Raw genomic sequence first — 16502 nt, 5'->3', positions numbered from 1 at the left:
TTTATATTTACAAAAGCGATGCAACAGGCAGGGTTTTCAAAAACGTTCTGTTTAATACTCTGCTTGATCTAGAGAATTGTCTTCGGGGGGCGTTATGGATTACAGGGCTGTATTTACCAGCCGGGAAGTCGCAGGGTGATGCGTGTCATGCCTGATCTGGTAATCCGTCTGTTGGCGTTTGCCTTGCTGTTTTTTTTCACCCTGAGCAGCTTGAGTGCAGAGGCCCGTGCAGACTGGACTGCGGATTTTGTCCCGCCTGAGACACCACAATCTGTCTTGCGGGTAGATCTGCCGGAAGATCTGGATATCCTGACACTGACCACGCTGGCGGTCGAGCTGGATGGTATTGATATCACGGCCTTACTTTCGCTGGATGACAACGATTTCACCTATCAGCCGGTTGAGCCTCTGGCCGGGGGGGAGCACCTCCTGCGGCTGGTGCTTCTGGGCGGGGATGGCACGACAACCGAAAAAGGTCGCTGGCTTTTTCAGATTGAAGGTGCGGCTCCGGGCGTGGCCGGTTCGGTTGCTGCGCCATCCGAAGCCGAGCAGATTGCCCAGGCTGAGGCCCTGTTGCGTTCTGCCACCTTTCGGGCCGATACGCTGACAGAATTCAGCAGCCGGGTCCTGCAACAGAACATCGGTCATGAAACCAACGACAACATTCTTTCCGGCGGCGGCGATGGCAATGCCGCCTTTGCTTCGGAAAACTGGGACATCAGGGCCCACGCCAACTATCTGGTCCAGAGCGACCTTGACCAGTCCCTGACCGGGCATCCTGCGGATATCGGCGAGTATGATATCACGGCGGATTTTACCGGGGACAGCATGAAAGGCGGCATGACCCTTGGTCATCATGATATCGGTCTGCAGACCCAGCTGGTTTCCGATTTTTACCGCCGGGGAAGCTCGGTGCGACTTGGTACACTGGATGAACGTTTCGAGGCCCAGGGCTTTGCTTTTGGCACCAGCTCGGTTGCCGGGGCCAATGATTTCACCGGGCTGAACGACAGCGACGACCGGATCAAGGGCCTGACGGCTTCGGTTAAACCTTTCTCGGACGGGATTGATGATATTGATGCCCTGAAAATCACAGGCCTTTATTATGATGGCACAGGCGATGGCGGTGGCATCGGTCTGGAGGGGGAAGGCGGCGATCTCGGCTCTTCTTCAACGGGTTCCGGCTGGGGACTGGTGCTGGAAAAAGGCTTTGATCAGCAGCGCACCCGGCTGCGCGGGGAATATGCCCATGCACTGTTTGATCAGGATGGCTCAACAGGTGAAGCACCAAAAGATGGCAGTGACGCGATTTCCCTCTCCGCCGATCACCGCCTGTTTGAGCAAGGGCCAGTTGTCTTTGATGATGTGCTCGAGATTGATGTGGGTGTTGGCTATGACCGGGTGGAGACTTTCTTTGCCAGTCTGGCCAATCCGGGGCTGATCGGGGACCGGGAAGCCTACAGTGCCTACAGCAACATCTATTGGGGGGCCTTGTCGGGCAATTTCTATCTGCTGGATGAAACCAACAATGTTGATGACCTGGCCTCGACCCCGACCGATCGCCTGCGAAGCCTGGATGCGAGCCTGAATTACAGCTTTGACCCGCAGAGCGGATCGATGGAATGGCTGGGCACGCCCTACGTCGGGCTGTCCGGTTTTGTCGCAACGCTGGAGCGGGAGAAAACTCCGGACGGCTATACGGGGCCGGATACGGACAGCCTGTCGAAATCAGTAACCTTTACTGTAGGTTCCAGCTATAGTGACTGGTACTGGTCTGCCTCGCAGAGCTATGCCCGCTTTGACGACGAGACCAATGAAACCAGTGATACGGTCAATCATTTGAGCGGGATCAATGCGGGCTGGAGCGTATCGGACCGGCTGGATATCTATGGCGGAACCCAGTTCGGGGTATTCGAAGAGGAAGACAGCGACAAACTCAGCTATAACACCAATCTGTCATTGGGAGTGTCGGCAGAGTTGGTCCCTGAAAAACTCGACCTGAATCTTGATTATAATTTGAACCTTGCGAACGGCAGTGGCGACACACCTGATAGCCACATTGTCAATAGCGAGGTTGAATGGACCTTCCTTCAACCACGCAGCAATCGTCCGGGACTGGCTCTGGCGGTCCGTGGTTCGATGGAGGAAACTAATGGAAGTACAGATAGCACAGAAAATGAAACAGATTATCAGGTCTATATGCTCTTGCGGGTCAAGGCACCCTTCGCCTTTGGTTACTAACGCCCGTGCTACGTCGCAGCTGCTGGCCGGGATTTTATCTGTTCTGGTCCTTTTGTCGTTCTCTTCGCAGGTCCAGGCCAACGTCAATTCTGTAACGGCATCACCAGCCCGGGTTGCAGTTCCGGCCAAAGGCGCGGCGACCTTTTCTGTGAACTGGACCGTGAACCGGACCCAGCTGACGGTGGCGGCAACAGTGAACGTTTCTTCTGCCAATGCCCAGCTCAAGGTAAATGGCTCGACCATTGCCATTCTGGGTAACAATTTGTCGCGTTCTTCGACCCTGGGCATTAACCAGAGTGACAGCCTGACCTTTAGCGAGGTCATTACCCTGACCCCGGCACAGGCGCGCCGTGTGTCCGATGCGGCAGCCGGAGCCGTGACCATTACCCGGACCTTCACCGATACCCAGTCGACAGGGCTTGGTACTTTGCGGGTTTTTGCCGGGCCCGGGATCGGCGGTTCCTTGAGCATTCGCCGGATTGATCTGCATTTTGAAAATGACGCCCGGACCGATGTGGTGCGCAAAGACGAGAGTATCCGCGCCATTGCCGAGGTGAACTTCCGCAGCAATGGCCTGTTGCGCGGGGAGTGGCGGATTATTGATCCGACAGCCAGTCTGGGATCATCTGGTGGACGTGTGCTGCAGGTGGTGCGTCAGCAGCTCGCCAGCTCGGGCGAGGGACGCACGCGGATTGTCAGCCCGCCGTTGCCAACCCGGACCAATGGTCTTTATCTGGTGACCTTTGTCGTGGCCGATACCGACAGCAGAATTGAAACACCGATCTTGCGCTATTTTGTGCTGGAAGGCACAGCAGAAGAACCCGAGGAAAATCTCGCGATCCTGACACCGGGTGACGGCACGGCGGTAAGTACTGCGACAGTCTTTTCGTGGAAGCCGCTGCCGGGGGCAAGCGCCTATCAGCTGGAGATTTTCGACGCGAGGCAGATTACACCGATTTCCGGCAAGCTGGTTCCGGGAAGTGATCTCAAGCTCAGTCTTTCCACGCTGTCTCTGGAAAATCTTGATCCAGGGACACGTTATGACTGGCGGATCCGGGCCTTTGACCGGGAGGGACGGGTTATTGGTCTTTCCCCGCGACAAAGCCTGATGATGCCATAGGGACTTCTCATCCGATGAAAAACACCATGCCCCCTGACGGATCAGAACAGCTATCTGATAACGAAACGGCAGTGTATCTTCTGGAAAAAATCGGCAAGGGCGACGAACACGCCTTTGCCGATTTTTACCGTCTGTTTGAAAAGTGCTTGTTCAGATTTATCAAAAGTAAATTGAACGATTCCTTTGAAGCCGCCGACATACTTAATGAAACCCTCCTCGAGGTTTGGCGCAAGGCCGATACCTTTGAGGGGCGGTCGAAAGTATCAACCTGGCTATTTGGAATAGCGTACTACAAGACGGTGGACAGAATGCGCAAGCGAACAGACATCCCCATGGACGAAGAGAATTTTCCGGAAACGGCTGATGACAGCCCGGATGCCATGGCCTGTCTGCTTTCTGCGGAACGCGGCGAGCATATCCGTTATTGCCTTGACCGTCTGAAAGCGGTGCAAAAGGCAGTAATGGAGCTGGCCTTTTTTCAGGATCTGCCTTACGGCGAGATTGCCCGCATTGTTGACTGTCCGGAAAACACCGTCAAAACGCGCATGTTCCATGCCAAACAGGCAATGAAGCACTGCCTGTCCAGCAGAATGGGAGCAGACGGATGAGTGAAACAAGACAGGATCTGGAGCAACTTCTGCCCTTTTATGTCAATGGCAGTCTGTCGCCCGAAGAAACGAACCGGGTCGAACAGGCGCTGGCAGAAGATCCTGCGCTGCAGGAAGAAATTGATTTTCTGAAACATCTGCGCGACGAGGTAAAGGACCTTGAACTGGGCAACAGTCCCGGCGAGTTTGGCCTGAGGCGCTTGCAGAAAGCCCTGAAAGAAGAACAGAAACAGCGGAATTCGGCTGAAACATCTTCGGGAACAGTTGTTCCGCTTTCTATCAGGGGCTGGCGTCTTGCGGCCATCGCGGCCTGCCTGTTGTTGCTGTTGCAAACGGCCGTGACCTTGCCGATGTGGAATAGATCAGGTGATGATCTGATTGCAGCCGGGGGCGGCACAGCCGCACAGCTCGGTGGGCAGATTATTACCGTTACCTTTGTACCGGAAGCAAGTGAAGAAAACATCCGCAATCTGTTGCTGGCGGTCGATGCCTCTATTGTGGCTGGGCCCTCGGCGCTGGGGGTTTACCGCCTGTCGGTTGCCCGGGACAGCGAGGCGGTGGTGGAAAAGCTTCTGGCTCATAGAAATCTGGTGGAAACAGCCCAGAATGACAGCAGTGGTTATTCGGGCCGGAAAGCGGGGCAGTGATGCTGAAGCAAAGCTGTTTCGCCCTGCTTTTCCTGATCAGCACAGGTTGGAGCGCTTTCAGTCTGGCGCAGGCTGCTCCTCCCGGGGCAGATCCCTCCGCTGTTCCCTCTGGTGTTCCGGGCAGCGCGCCCGAGCGCCCTTCACGGGACGACAGATCTCCGGAAATAACCGGGCTGGTCAGTACCTGTGTCCGTCTGGGCGACATGTTGACCATCGAGGGCAAAAACCTGCTGGAACTGGGACGGAGAGCACCTGCGCTGGAACACAACGGCAAGATCACGCTGATCGATGTGTTGAGCCGCAGCAATGAACGCTTTATCACCCGTCTGCCGAACGAGGGACTTGAAGCCAACCAGGCCTATCGCCTGGTGCTGGTGGACAAGAACAATATCCGCCAGTACCAGCGTAGTGACCAGCGGGTACGGATCTGTCCTAACTCTGCGACCCTTTCCCGGGCTGGGGCGAAAGAAACCGTGGAACGGGACGTGCTGATCCTGATTGCCCCGGATCAGGAAAGTTCGGTTCTTGCCGCGCTGAATGCCAGATCGGTGCCGCTGCTGGAGCGACATGATTTGGTGGCGCTGGACCGTCTGTTGCTGCGGGTACGGGCGGCAGATTCAGCGGGGCTTGTCCAGGATCTGCGCCAGGTTTTTCCTGAGGCGGAGGTTGATCTCAACGATGACCTGTCTGCGGGAAACGGCCCCCGGGTCTATGCAAAAAAAAAGATTAACTGGCCCGAAGGAGAGAGCTGTCTTGACCCCCTGATAAAGCAGGGGGGAAATTTGGGGGCAGCTGGTAACCCCGGTCTTGTCATCGGTCTGCTGGATGGTGCAATCGACCGTCACCATCCGGCCTTTTCCGGGCAGGATCTGGTCTCGGCGGATTTTCTGGGCGGACTGTCTGCGGACCGGGAACACGCTACGGCGATTGCCTCGATCCTTAGCGGTACTGCGCCGGATCTGGAACTGAAAGGGTTGCTGCCGGGGGCGCACCTCTATAGCGCCGTGGTCTTGCGCCGCGTTGAAGAAGGCCAGCAGCTGGCCAGCACCGAAGCCACTTTGCGCGGGCTCGACTGGTTGCTGCAACAGAACATTCGTTTGATCAATGTCTCCCTCGCCAGTGACCGGGCTAACCGCCTGCTGATCCGTGGCTTCGAGATTGCCCTGTCGCGCGGCGCCCTAATTTTTGCCGCGGCGGGTAATCACGGACCAGAGGCTCCGCCTGTCTATCCAGCTGCGCTTGATGGTGTGATCAGCGTAACGGCGCTTGATGCCGCCAATCGGATTTATCCATCAGCCAATCAGGGCGGCTATATTGATCTGGCCGCACCGGGGGTGGATATCTGGTCGGCTGTGGCGACCGGAGAGGGCGACGGTTCCGGCGTTGCTGCGCCAGGCGGTGCCTATCGCAGCGGCACCTCCTATGCCGTACCCTATGTGCTGGCCGCAGCCGCTCTGTTTCAAATCAGAAACCCGTCGATTTCCAGTAAGGTCCTGCTGCTGGCCCTGACCCGAGGCGCCAAGGATCTCGGTGATCCGGGCCGCGATGAGGTGTTCGGGGCCGGGTTGCTGCAAAGCGGCTGTTGATACAGGCTATTTTACCGTGGTGAGCAGAAGCTCTTCACCCGCCGCCGCATATTGTGGTTGCTCGAAAGTCTGGTTAAAGGCGTCCTGCCCGATCGAAAAAGCCGTGTAGTTCAGGACCCCTGTCACAAGTAGCGACAGGAGAAAAAGAAATCCCAGTGCCTGTGCCATCGTTATATCCCCGTTTTGTACAAGTGGATCTTGCATCAAGACTAACGGGTAAATCTTACCAAAATCTGACAGTTCTGTTGCAATCGAGAAATGCAAGTTCCGGCTAGCGCCGGTCCGAGGGATGGTTGATGCCGTCGCTGACGGGGATGTCGCCCAGGTCAAAGGGGTTGATACCCTCCAGGCAGGCGACGTTGTAGCCATATTCTTCGGGGTTGGAGCGGCGCTGGTGGTGGGTGTAGATGCCACAGATCCCGCAGAAATAATGTTTTGCGGTCATGGTGTTGAACTGGTAGAGGCGCAGGTGTTCCGCGCCAGCGACCACTTTAAGGTTTTTCAGACTGACCGACGCGGCAATGGCCCCACGCCTGCGACAGATCGAACAGTCACAGCGCCTCGGGTCTTCGATGCCCTTGGGCAGGGTCAGTTCCAGCTGCACCGCGCCGCAGTGACAGCTGGCCCGGTGGACCGGTTTGACCTGAACTGGTTTAGGAGCAGACAGGGAAGGGGACGTTTCCTGTGTGGACGGCATGAATTGCTTTCCTGTATGGCTAAGACAGAACTCATGCCCGCTAAGCTAGCTGTGAAAACAGGATTTGAAAAGTACTGGATGGTTTATCCATTTTGAGTAGTGGGCAACAGCTTGATCGAGAGAGGCTGTTACCGATGCGTTTGTCAGCTTGTTATCCCCGTGGCCGGAATCAAGGGTATCTGCCGGATGGCTTACTCTTGCCGTAATCTGATTTTACCGCGCATGTGGGGATGGAACAGGCAGTAGTATTCCCCAGCCATCTCCTGTGTCACAACCAGGCTATGGCTTTGGCCCTGTATCAACTCTTGCGTATCCCACTCCCCGTCTAGGGCGGTTGCGGTGTGGGGACTGATATCCTGGTTGATCCAGCGGATCGTGTCTCCCACAGCGACTTCCAACTCTTCTGGAACAAACCTGAGATTCCGGATTTCAACAAGATATTCCCGGTGGTTACCTGCGGCGTTTGCAAAGCGCGAAAGCCCGGTTGATGCAACGAGAACCCCCGTTGCACCAACCATGATTATCCTTGCGACCAGAACAGCGCGACGTTTTATGGCGTTGTTTTTCATGAGACCGCTCATTTAAGCTTCTGAACCATCATTTCAGCATGATGTTCATGGCCCTTGAAAATTTCCAGTCCTTGTTTGAACAGGGCTTTTACTTCCGCATTTTCAATATTCGGAATAAAGCTGTGTTCCACCAGTTCATTGACTGCCTTGTGGTAGGCGAGTTCATTCGTTGCGTAGGCATGGTCAAATTCCGCACCGCGCAAGGCAGCAAGATCCGTGATGATCTTTTCAGAATTGCTGTTCAGGGTCTGGCTCAGGAAATTATCCTGCGCCGTCGCGCCGAGTTTTCCCAAAAGATCAAGAGCTGCCTTGTTCACGGCTTCATGATCGCGGATCATGGTCTGGGCAAATGTGCGCACCTCTGGATTGTCTGACAAGGCCAGAGCCAGGTGGGCATATCTGATATCGATGTTATCTGCGCTATAGGCCACATGCGCGATTTCCAGATCGTTCAGTTCTGCGGGATTTTCAGCAAGGACGGGAGAGGTAAAGGCAAGGCTCAACGGCAGGCTGCCCAGTGTCAGGGTCCCCAGGGTAAGAATAACGGAAGCCAGTTTTTTCATTTGTATCTCCAGCGATGTTCACAAAAAGTTTCACCATGAGCTCCATTGCAAATTTTGATGGATCTTGGCTGGAGACAGGAAAGCGCGAATAAGCCGGACTGTGAATGTCTGATGGTTCGTATTATGTGTCAGATCGTTCAAACGACTGGACGATGCCGGGATCATTTTCCATAATCGACCTAGGCCATAATCAGCAGGGACATAATCGGTCAGGGCCATCATCAGCCAGGGCCCTGGCTTTCCATCGACGAGCCCTGTTTAAACGAAGGACCTGCAGCGCATTAAAAACGCAGTGCAAAGAACAGGGAGGATCGGGCATGCTGGATTTACTCAGTGACATACTCACACGCCTTTCCGTGAAGGGCACCCTGTACTTTCGAACCTCTTTTACCTCTACCTGGGGGCTTGAGGTGCCGCCCTTTGAAAATGCGGCCCGCTTCCACTTTGCGCATCGCGGAAGCTGCAAGGTGATGATCAACAGGACCGGGGAAAATCTGGTGCTGGCACAGGGGAATCTGGTGATCATTCCACATGGGGCCAGCCACAGCCTTTATTGTGCAAATACTTCCCCGCGCGAAATTCTGCCACTAGAGCGTGTTCTGGAAGAGTCCGGCTACAAAGGGGATGGCGTTCTGGTTTATGGCGGGGGAGATGTGGAAAAAGAGACCCAGCTTATTTGTGGTCATTTTTCCTTTGCCAAAGATGCAAGGCACATGATTTTTGACCAGCTTCCCGACTATATCCACATTCCCAATTACGGCGAAACGGCGGGTAAATGGATGGAGGCAACCTTGCGGATGATCGGTGATGAAGCAGGCGGCGCCAAATTCGGCGGAGATCTGATCGCGCTGAAAATGTCGGAAGTGATCTTTGCCCAGGCCATCCGCATGTTTATCGAGACGCAGGGGCCAGATATTACGGGGCTTGCCGCCTTTGCCGATCCGCATATCTCCCGGGCCCTGAACGCTTTTCACAAGGACCCGGCCAAGAGCTGGTCTGTGGAAAATCTGGCGCGTGAAGCCGGACTGTCCCGAACCAGCTTTGCCCAACACTTTGCCCGGAAGATGGGCGTAACACCGATGCAGTATCTTACCTCTTGGCGCATGCAGATTGCCCGGCAGGGGCTGGTTGAACAGAACATGAATGTCGCCGAAGCCGCAGCACTGATTGGCTATGCCTCTGAATCCGCCTTTTCGCGGGTATTTAAAAAAGAAGTTGGCATGTCACCTGCGGGGTACAGAAGCGCGCAGTAGTTTGAACGATCTGACAAATAACGCGAACCATCTGAACTTCATCGTACGGAATTTTTGCTTACATTGATCATACGAGTTTCGAGAAAATTTTCCTTAACAAGGAAATACCTTGGAAAAATGATCAAGTTATAAAGGAGCTGATACGATGATACCGCGCTTTGTTACCAAAACCATCCATGCCTATCTCGACTATCCAGTTGCGATCAGTCTTGTTGCCCTTCCCTTTGCTCTCAATCTGGGGAGCAGCCATCCCGCCGCGCTCTGGCTTTCAGTTGTGACGGGTTTGGCTGCCTTTATTCTTACCCTTCTGACAGATCACCATCTCGGTCTTATCCGTGTATTACCCTACCGTTTTCACCTCGCTGTTGACTTTGCCGTTGGGGCAATCTTTGCGACGATCCCCTTTATCCTCGGGCTTAGCGGTATTGATGCGATCTATTACTGGGTCAATGGTCTGGCCGTTCTGACAGTGGTCAGCTTGCATAAACCGGAAGAGAGCATGCAGCTCGCCTAAAGAGAATTTCCTGTTTTGGGCTCTTGCAGAGGATTTTGGAGGGTGGACCGTTTTGATCCACCCTATCTTTTTGTGGTTCTAGGGTGCAGCTGTCAGAATGATGTGTGCAGCACCGACAGCAACAATTTGGGTTGTCGAGCTGGTAACGGCAATCAAAGCATCAGAAGCTACATATGTTTGATGCGTCCAGTTGGTGCCGTCGGTTGAAATGAAGATATTGCCGTATTGTCCGACAGCAACAAACTGGGTGCCGCTCCAGGTAAGACCCCGGAGAGAGTAGCTGCCTAAAGTGGGTTGGGCAGTCCAGTTCAGGCCATCAGAAGAGGTTGCGATTGTACTTGTTGTCCCTGTACCCGAGCCTGATATTCCGGCGGCGGCAAAGGTGCTGCCATTCCAGGCAATACCGTAATAGGCTTGTGCCCCGGCGAAAATATGCTGTGACCAGGTTTTGCCGTCTGGTGAGGTGTTAATACTGTTAGCAAGATCACCCCCTGCGAGGAACAGGCCGTTCTCTCTTATGACTGTAACAAAACCATATCCGGTGTTTAGGGATCTGTCGGTCCAGGTGATGCCATCTGGCGAGGTTAAAATTATGTCTGGTCCCCCACCTACGGCAACGTAGAGTGAATCCCCCCACGTAACAGAAAACAGGTTCTGTTGTGTACCCGAGCTTTGGGCCGTCCAGGTAACGCCGTCAGGCGAGGTCAGAATTGTTCCGCTATCTCCGACAGCAATATATTGGCCGTTCCCCCAGGTTACACCAAACAGGGAGTTTTGGGTGCCGGAAGTCTGACGGGTCCAGGTGATGCCATCGGAAGATGTCAGGATGGGGGAGGGCGCGGTGTTTTTCGCCCCTGAGTAGTTCGCCCTGCCCACGACGATAAACTGGTCATGGCCCCAGGTGGCCCCAAGATAAGTTTCGCCTTTGTGCGTGCCAGATGTTTGTTGTGTCCAGGTCAGTTGCGTGTCGGCTGAGGCAGGATGGCTGCCCAGTAGGGCGAATGAGAATAGAAGCAGGAAAAATTGCGGCAGGAACAGGTTTCGAAGTCTGTGATGGTTTGTGACGTCTTTTTGTTTTTTGCAGTCAGTTGGAAGTTGTTTCATTTTAATACCCTTAAATAGACGAGGTGATCGTGGTTTGAGGTAGGGTTAAAAAATTGGGAAGCTTTCGAGCAACCAAGTAAGATGATTATCTTGTGACATCATTAAATAAATTCAATTAAGAGTAGTTTTTATGTATTAAGCGCCCGTTAAGAGGGTTTTTTTAATAAAAATCGCATTCAGGAACAGTCTGGAAGAGGAGCCAGCGTGATGAAAAAGACCCAGCAGGAAAAATACGAAGCTTTTAATGCTCTGCATCAACGTCAGGAAACCTTTCTGATCCCCAATCCCTGGAATGGAGGGACGGCGCGGATACTTGAGGCTTTGGGGTTCGAGGCATTGGCGACGACCTCTGCCGGACTTGCTTTTGCGCTGGGTTGTCGCGACAGTGCGGCGGCGCTGAGCCGGGAAGCGGTTCTGGAAAATGCGCGGGAGATCGTCGCGGCAACAGACCTTCCGGTTTCGGCTGATCTGGAAGGCGGCTTTGGCAGATCACCGCAAAGCTGTGTGGATACCATCCGCCTGGCTGCCTCTGTCGGGCTCGTCGGCGGATCGATCGAAGATGCCACGGGCGATGCCACCGATCCGATTTTCGACTTTGATCTGGCGGTGGAGCGTATCCGGGCGGCGGCAGAGGCCAGCCGGAATCTCCCTTTTTTGCTGACCGCACGGGCGGAGAATTTCCTGCATGGCCGCCCGGATCTGGACGATACTATCCGCCGCCTGCAGGCTTTTGAAGAAGTCGGGGCCGATGTGCTCTATGCCCCCGGCCTGCCTGATCTGGAGGCCATCCGCAGGGTCTGTGCTGCTGTGTCGAAACCGGTCAATGTGGTGATGGGCCTGAGCGGCAAGCGCTATAGCCTGAGCGAACTTCAGGATGCCGGGGTCAAGCGCATTTCAGTTGGTGGCTCTTTCGCGCGGGCGGCCCTGGGGGCGATGATCCGCGCCGCCACAGAAATCCGTGACCATGGCACTTTTGACTATGCCGATGATGCCCTGCCAGACGCCGAGGCCAGCGGATATATGGCACAAGGAAAAACTGAACAGCGTTTCGGTGCAGGTGTTTTATGGCCGGGAAGCTGACTGGCTGTGCCAGTCCCAAAGAGCCGCTGAAAAAAGCAGGATAAACCCGGCCAGTTCTATCAGGATGCTGTACTGCTGAAACATGGTATAGGTCAGCAACAGAGCACCGCTTGCGCCGATAACACTGGGCCAGGGATTTTTGTGTCGCAAGAGACCCCAGATCAGTCCTGCCAGGGCAAGCCCTGCGGTACTGACAATGGCGCCTGCCCAGAGGGTGTCATTGATCGCCATGGCAACCCCGACCTGACCAAGCAGAGAGATAATAACGAGGGTGCCGTAACACAGCAGGAAAGAAAAGGTGGTCGAGATTGCCGCTATCCATCTGATGTTGGGTTTGGCGCTCTGCCTCCCTTGGTATGCCAGAACCTTCTCCGGCACTTCTGCTCTTCTCGACATGCCGGGGGTCCTCAAGTTAACGGGTCTGGACGTTTATGGGGCAGGAAACCTTAGCCTATGGGACCTGTTTTGATAAGTCGAAACTAAGGGCCGTAAATATTTACCTGCTGAAGTCCAGATCAGGGCTGATAACAGGCCATCAGCTAGATCAGCCCCCTATTCAAAAATCCTGTTCAGCTGTTCTGGGCTTTGGCTGTATTTGATCCCGGCAAGGTTGGTGTAGGCCGAGTACCAGAGCAGAGCAACAAAGGGGGCAGTCAATCCCTGAACCAGGGTTGCGCCTGTTCTGTGATAGTCAAACCAGATTTCGGAAATCAGGAATCCTCCCTGGGGGATCAGGGGCAGGAGGTAGGAGACGGGCTGCGCGATCAAGGTCAAAAACAGGCCAGTGAAGAGAAAAAGCCAGAACAGGGACCATCTATGACCTCTAGAGAGGTCGAGGCACCTTTCCAGCGCTTTGTCTGGCCCCGGTTGCTCGATGACTGCCACGGGGATAAAGATAAAGAAAATCAGCGCCAGGATATAGCCGGGAATATTGCCGACAAGAAAGGGCAGCTGGGAGAAGAGGATGTCAGGGCCGGGGTTGACGATCAGAAAAACGGTGGTGCCCAGCTTGAACAAGGGCAGGAAGACGACAAAAGTCAGAACAGCAAGCAGGAGAGCAGGGTTAAGCCGTGATATTTTGGGAAGAGGGCGCTGTGGGGCGTGAACTTGTTCTGTGTGAAGTTGGCTGGTGTGACCTTGTCGGCCGTAATGATGGCATCTCCGGGTGATCAGGAGGTAAAAGCCATAGGTCAGGAGGCTCTGCACGGCCATAAGCAGACCCAGTCTGATCATCATGTGAATATAGACTTTGAATAGATAGGAAGCTGCCTCCAGTGACACTTCGAACAGATAAATGCCGCCCCTGAACATCAGGCCGAGAAGCGAGAAGTAGACAAGGTTTTGGCCCCAGAGACGAAAGGTTTGTGACAGCGTGTTGATGACAGGCAGCTTTTCCGGGGAAACTTGTGAGATCGTCGTCATACCGGGGCACTTGCTTCTCTGGCCGGGGAAAGATGAGCATAGGCGCAGGCGCAGAGAATAATATCGAAGGGAAGGATCAGCACGACCTGTAACCAGAAAAAGATATCTGTGAACGACAACGGAAAACCCGAGAAAATTTGCGATAGACCATAGAGATCAAAAGCTTCTGTCAGGAAAAGATAAATCGCCCCAAAGGCCAGGCCATAAAAGGATTGCACGACTAGGCTCAAGAGCAGCAGACCGAGAATGGCCCCGTAATTACCCTTGCCGAGCTGAAGGCTGCGCCGCAGGGCGGGGAGCATGCCCGGATTTTCAATCACGAAAACCGGGATCAGAAAAAACAGTACCAGGGCCAGAACAAATTCAGGGGCGTTCTGGATGATCTGGGGCAAAAAGTCGTTTTCCCCCCAAACGCCCCCTGATACTAACCCGCCGTCGCTGGCAGGGAGGCTATAATCCTGTAGATAAAACCGGATAAGAGGATAGGCGACAAGGGTAAAGATAATGTAGAACAATAAAGCCGGATTGAAGCGGGCAAAGGCCAGCGGAAGCCAGGAGCGGGCCTCTTTTGGCTCTGGCTTTTGCAGCTTGTGAAAGCAGCGCCATGTGACCAGAAATTGAAAGGCGTAGATCAGCATCACCAGCAGGCAGGTCTGGGCGAGATAGAGCGGCCAGGCTTCGCTGTTGCCAAGCGTCGCGAGCAGATCATCCGGCGGATAGTCCGGGATCAGGGAAAGACCCGCTGAAAAAAGCAGGGACAGTAGCGAGAAATAGACAAAGTTCCGGCCCCAGAGCGTAAAAGCGTCCAGCAAGGTATCGAAGACAGGCAGCTTGGCTGGCATAGCCGCGGGGAATACTCTGGGCGTTTCAGACGAAGGTACCGTCATTTCAGGTCTTTCTGCTTAGACTGCCGTGATGCTGGTCAGGGCGGTTTAATAAAGGCACACTCAAGCTATAGCTGTAAAAATCTAGGGAACTTCGCGGGTGTTGGCAAGGGATTGGGTGTTCAGCTTTTGGGGTGTCTTTTCGCTTTCCAGGCCAATTGTTCAGGTGCTAATCCACTTCGAATACTACCCAAAAGAGGAGAGGTGACACCCTTTCAGACATTCATGAGCCTGAGGAAACCTGGGGCTGGGTGGAGAAAATGGTGTGGATATGGGGTGCGATTTTGTCGTTTTTGTACCTCTGTAATAATAAAGGACAGGTACACTTGTTCTGTTTGATGTTCTGGATGAAAGGCCAGTACCCTATTTGATGTGATCTAAAAAGGTATTTGATAATGAGCAAAAGCCAACAGGAAAAATATGAAGCCTTTAAGGCTCTACACGAAAAGCAGGGCGCTTTTCTGATCCCTAATCCCTGGAATGCGGGGACAGCGCGGATGCTATCAACGCTGGGGTTCGAAGCGCTGGCAACGACCTCGGCCGGGCTGGCTTTTTCTTTGGGGTATTGTGATGGCACCACAGGGTTGAGCCGGGAGATCACCCTGGAAAATGCCCGCGAAATTGTTGCGGCAACAGACTTGCCTGTTTCTGCCGACCTGGAAGAAGGATTTGGGGTTGATCCGCAAAGCTGCGTTGATACAGTCCGTCTTGCCACAGCCACCGGGTTGGTTGGTGGTTCCATTGAGGATGCCAGCGGCAACCCGGATGACCCGATCTTTGCCTTTGAGCTGGCGGTGGAGCGGGTTCGTGCAGCGGCAGAGGCAAGCCGGGATCTGCCTTTCGTCCTGACCGCGCGGGCGGAGAATTTCCTCCATGGCCGCCCGGATCTGGACGATACCATCCGCCGCCTGCAGGCTTTTGAAGAGGCCGGGGCGGATGTCCTCTATGCGCCGGGCCTGTCCGATCTTGATGCAATCCGTAGTGTTTGCAGTTCGTTGTCCAAGCCGGTGAATGTGGTGATGGGCCGAGGCGGAGCCACTTATAGCTTTACTGATTTAGAGACGGTTGGCGTCAAACGGATCTCTGTTGGCGGTTCTTTCGCTCGGGCTGCACTTGGGGGACTTATGCGCGCTGCCCTGGAAATTCGCGATCAGGGAACTTTTACCTATGCCGACGATGCTCTGTCGCATCAGGAGGCTAGTAGCTATATGATTGAGAAACGCCGCTAGCTGAGGATATGCCAGATCGCTTCTAGCAAAGCCTAAGCCTAAGCCTAAGCCTAAGCCTAAGCCTAAGCCTAAGCCTAAGCCTAAGCCTAAGCCTAAGCCTAAGCTGGCTTGCGGTCTGGCTATTCAAATACATCTTTCAGATAGTCCGGGTTGTCGAACTGTTGCAGCTGCGTGAGATTTACATAGACCACAGACCAGAGAATCAGCGGCAGTGGGATGAAAAGCGCTTGCTGGATCGACAGGATAAAGCTGATTTGTTGCGACGTAAGACCAGAGGGCCCGGTCAGCAGGTCGATCAGATTATAGAGTTGATTGAACCCCAGATTATACAAGCCCTGGATCAGGCCATAGATGACAAGCAGGCCAAAGATCTTCAGGCGGTTGCCCCGGGTCAGGTTAAGGCAGTGTCGGATACTATCGGTAACAGAGGGGCGTTCGATAATGATCAGCGGGAGCAGTACGAAAAAAAACAGCTGGAAGATAAAGATAAGGAGATTTACCGCCATCGAATAATAGAAGGGAAAGATGCTGTTGTTCTCAAGCAAATTCATGGCCATAACCAGGGTATAAGCCTTGACCATGGGATAGAGTGATACTGTTACCATCATATAGAGGATCAGTGGGAAATTGAGGCGAAACAGTGCCGTTGGCAGCCATTGGCGGGCTTCCAGTCCATCGGGATTTTTGATCTGGTGGTAACTGCGCCAGATAATCAGAAAATATACTCCATAGAGCAAAATCGCGGGTACGCAGGACTGCAGGAACTGCCCGAGGATCGTGAAGGTCAGGTAATATTTGGTTGATAACGGCAGATATATATCCTGTACCGCGCCGAGATAGACTGTGATTGTGACCTGAACCAGCAGGGCGAGCAGGGTCAAATAGATAAAATTCCGACCCCAGAGGCTAAAGCTCTGACCCAGCGTATCAAAGACGCGAAGTTTTTGCGGTGCAGACGTGGTGAGGATCGTCATGCTTTTAGGGT

Annotated in this window: 18 protein-coding genes; 9 read left to right on the top strand and 9 right to left on the bottom strand. The window is 54.0% G+C overall.

Going from position 1 to position 16502, the window contains the following annotated elements:
- Positions 1–147: 147 nt before the first annotated feature.
- Genes B152_RS0105140 through B152_RS24995 form a run of 5 tightly spaced genes read left to right on the top strand, consistent with a single transcriptional unit; the run spans position 148 to position 6202 of the window.
- Positions 148–2241 (top strand): hypothetical protein, encoded by a 2094-nt coding sequence (locus B152_RS0105140; RefSeq protein ID WP_020591323.1) that lies wholly within the window; start codon positions 148–150, stop codon positions 2239–2241.
- A complete protein-coding gene (locus B152_RS0105135; protein WP_020591322.1) occupies positions 2231–3361 on the top strand; it encodes a hypothetical protein in 1131 nt (376 codons plus the stop codon). Before B152_RS0105140 ends, B152_RS0105135 begins: the two co-directional genes overlap by 11 nt.
- A gap of 14 nt (positions 3362–3375) precedes the next feature.
- Positions 3376–3969 (top strand): RNA polymerase sigma factor, encoded by a 594-nt coding sequence (locus B152_RS0105130; protein ID WP_020591321.1) that lies wholly within the window; start codon positions 3376–3378, stop codon positions 3967–3969.
- Positions 3966–4616 (top strand): anti-sigma factor family protein, encoded by a 651-nt coding sequence (locus B152_RS0105125; RefSeq protein ID WP_020591320.1) that lies wholly within the window; start codon positions 3966–3968, stop codon positions 4614–4616. The genes B152_RS0105130 and B152_RS0105125 overlap by 4 nt, the downstream gene beginning before the upstream one ends.
- A complete protein-coding gene (locus tag B152_RS24995) occupies positions 4616–6202 on the top strand; it encodes a S8 family serine peptidase (RefSeq protein WP_020591319.1) in 1587 nt (528 codons plus the stop codon). Before B152_RS0105125 ends, B152_RS24995 begins: the two co-directional genes overlap by 1 nt.
- Positions 6203–6208: 6 nt before the next feature.
- Here the strand turns inward: B152_RS24995 and B152_RS25965 are convergent, their stop codons facing one another.
- The 4 genes from B152_RS25965 to B152_RS0105100 form a co-directional block, all read right to left on the bottom strand.
- Positions 6209–6370, bottom strand: coding sequence for a hypothetical protein (locus tag B152_RS25965; RefSeq protein WP_157230855.1), 162 nt, complete (start codon positions 6368–6370; stop codon positions 6209–6211).
- A gap of 103 nt (positions 6371–6473) precedes the next feature.
- On the bottom strand, positions 6474–6899 hold the full coding sequence (locus tag B152_RS0105110; protein WP_020591317.1) for a GFA family protein: 426 nt from the start codon (positions 6897–6899) through the stop codon (positions 6474–6476).
- A 191-nt stretch (positions 6900–7090) separates the two neighbouring features.
- Positions 7091–7480: a cupredoxin domain-containing protein gene (locus B152_RS0105105; RefSeq protein ID WP_020591316.1), complete on the bottom strand. Its 390-nt coding sequence runs from the start codon at positions 7478–7480 to the stop codon at positions 7091–7093.
- Complete coding sequence (locus B152_RS0105100) at positions 7477–8031, bottom strand: DUF4142 domain-containing protein (protein ID WP_020591315.1); 555 nt, start codon at positions 8029–8031, stop codon at positions 7477–7479. Before B152_RS0105100 ends, B152_RS0105105 begins: the two co-directional genes overlap by 4 nt.
- Before the next feature lie 317 nt (positions 8032–8348).
- On the opposite strand from B152_RS0105100, the gene B152_RS0105095 reads away from it, so the two are divergent.
- Entirely contained in the window at positions 8349–9284 is a 936-nt protein-coding gene (locus tag B152_RS0105095) for an AraC family transcriptional regulator (protein ID WP_020591314.1), read from the top strand.
- 145 nt (positions 9285–9429) lie between these two features.
- Entirely contained in the window at positions 9430–9798 is a 369-nt protein-coding gene (locus tag B152_RS0105090) for an SPW repeat domain-containing protein (protein ID WP_020591313.1), read from the top strand.
- A gap of 78 nt (positions 9799–9876) precedes the next feature.
- Here the strand turns inward: B152_RS0105090 and B152_RS22595 are convergent, their stop codons facing one another.
- On the bottom strand, positions 9877–10902 hold the full coding sequence (locus B152_RS22595; protein ID WP_020591312.1) for a WD40/YVTN/BNR-like repeat-containing protein: 1026 nt from the start codon (positions 10900–10902) through the stop codon (positions 9877–9879).
- Positions 10903–11109: 207 nt separating this feature from the next.
- Between B152_RS22595 and B152_RS0105080 the strand changes: the two genes are divergently transcribed.
- Positions 11110–11982, top strand: coding sequence for an isocitrate lyase/PEP mutase family protein (locus B152_RS0105080; RefSeq protein WP_020591311.1), 873 nt, complete (start codon positions 11110–11112; stop codon positions 11980–11982).
- Here the strand turns inward: B152_RS0105080 and B152_RS0105075 are convergent.
- From B152_RS0105075 to B152_RS0105065, 3 genes are all read right to left on the bottom strand, one after another.
- Entirely contained in the window at positions 11965–12378 is a 414-nt protein-coding gene (locus tag B152_RS0105075; protein ID WP_020591310.1) for a MerC family mercury resistance protein, read from the bottom strand. The genes B152_RS0105080 and B152_RS0105075 overlap by 18 nt on opposite strands.
- Positions 12379–12534: 156 nt before the next feature.
- Positions 12535–13404 carry a hypothetical protein gene (locus B152_RS0105070; RefSeq protein WP_020591309.1) on the bottom strand — a complete coding sequence of 290 codons (870 nt, stop codon included), beginning with the start codon at positions 13402–13404 and terminating at the stop codon, positions 12535–12537.
- Entirely contained in the window at positions 13401–14291 is an 891-nt protein-coding gene (locus tag B152_RS0105065) for a hypothetical protein (RefSeq protein WP_157230853.1), read from the bottom strand. Before B152_RS0105065 ends, B152_RS0105070 begins: the two co-directional genes overlap by 4 nt.
- Positions 14292–14683: 392 nt before the next feature.
- Between B152_RS0105065 and B152_RS0105060 the strand changes: the two genes are divergently transcribed.
- Positions 14684–15517: an isocitrate lyase/PEP mutase family protein gene (locus tag B152_RS0105060; RefSeq protein WP_020591307.1), complete on the top strand. Its 834-nt coding sequence runs from the start codon at positions 14684–14686 to the stop codon at positions 15515–15517.
- A gap of 119 nt (positions 15518–15636) precedes the next feature.
- Here B152_RS0105060 and B152_RS0105055 read toward each other — a convergent pair whose 3' ends face one another.
- Positions 15637–16491, bottom strand: a complete 855-nt coding sequence (locus tag B152_RS0105055) for a DUF7847 domain-containing protein (protein ID WP_020591306.1) — start codon at positions 16489–16491, stop codon at positions 15637–15639.
- Positions 16492–16502: the final 11 nt, after the last annotated feature.

This window comes from Kiloniella laminariae DSM 19542 (assembly GCF_000374005.1).
GTDB classification, from domain to species: domain Bacteria; phylum Pseudomonadota; class Alphaproteobacteria; order Kiloniellales; family Kiloniellaceae; genus Kiloniella; species Kiloniella laminariae.
Note: the sequence above shows the minus strand (reverse complement) of the source record. Positions and strands in the feature narration are given on the sequence as shown.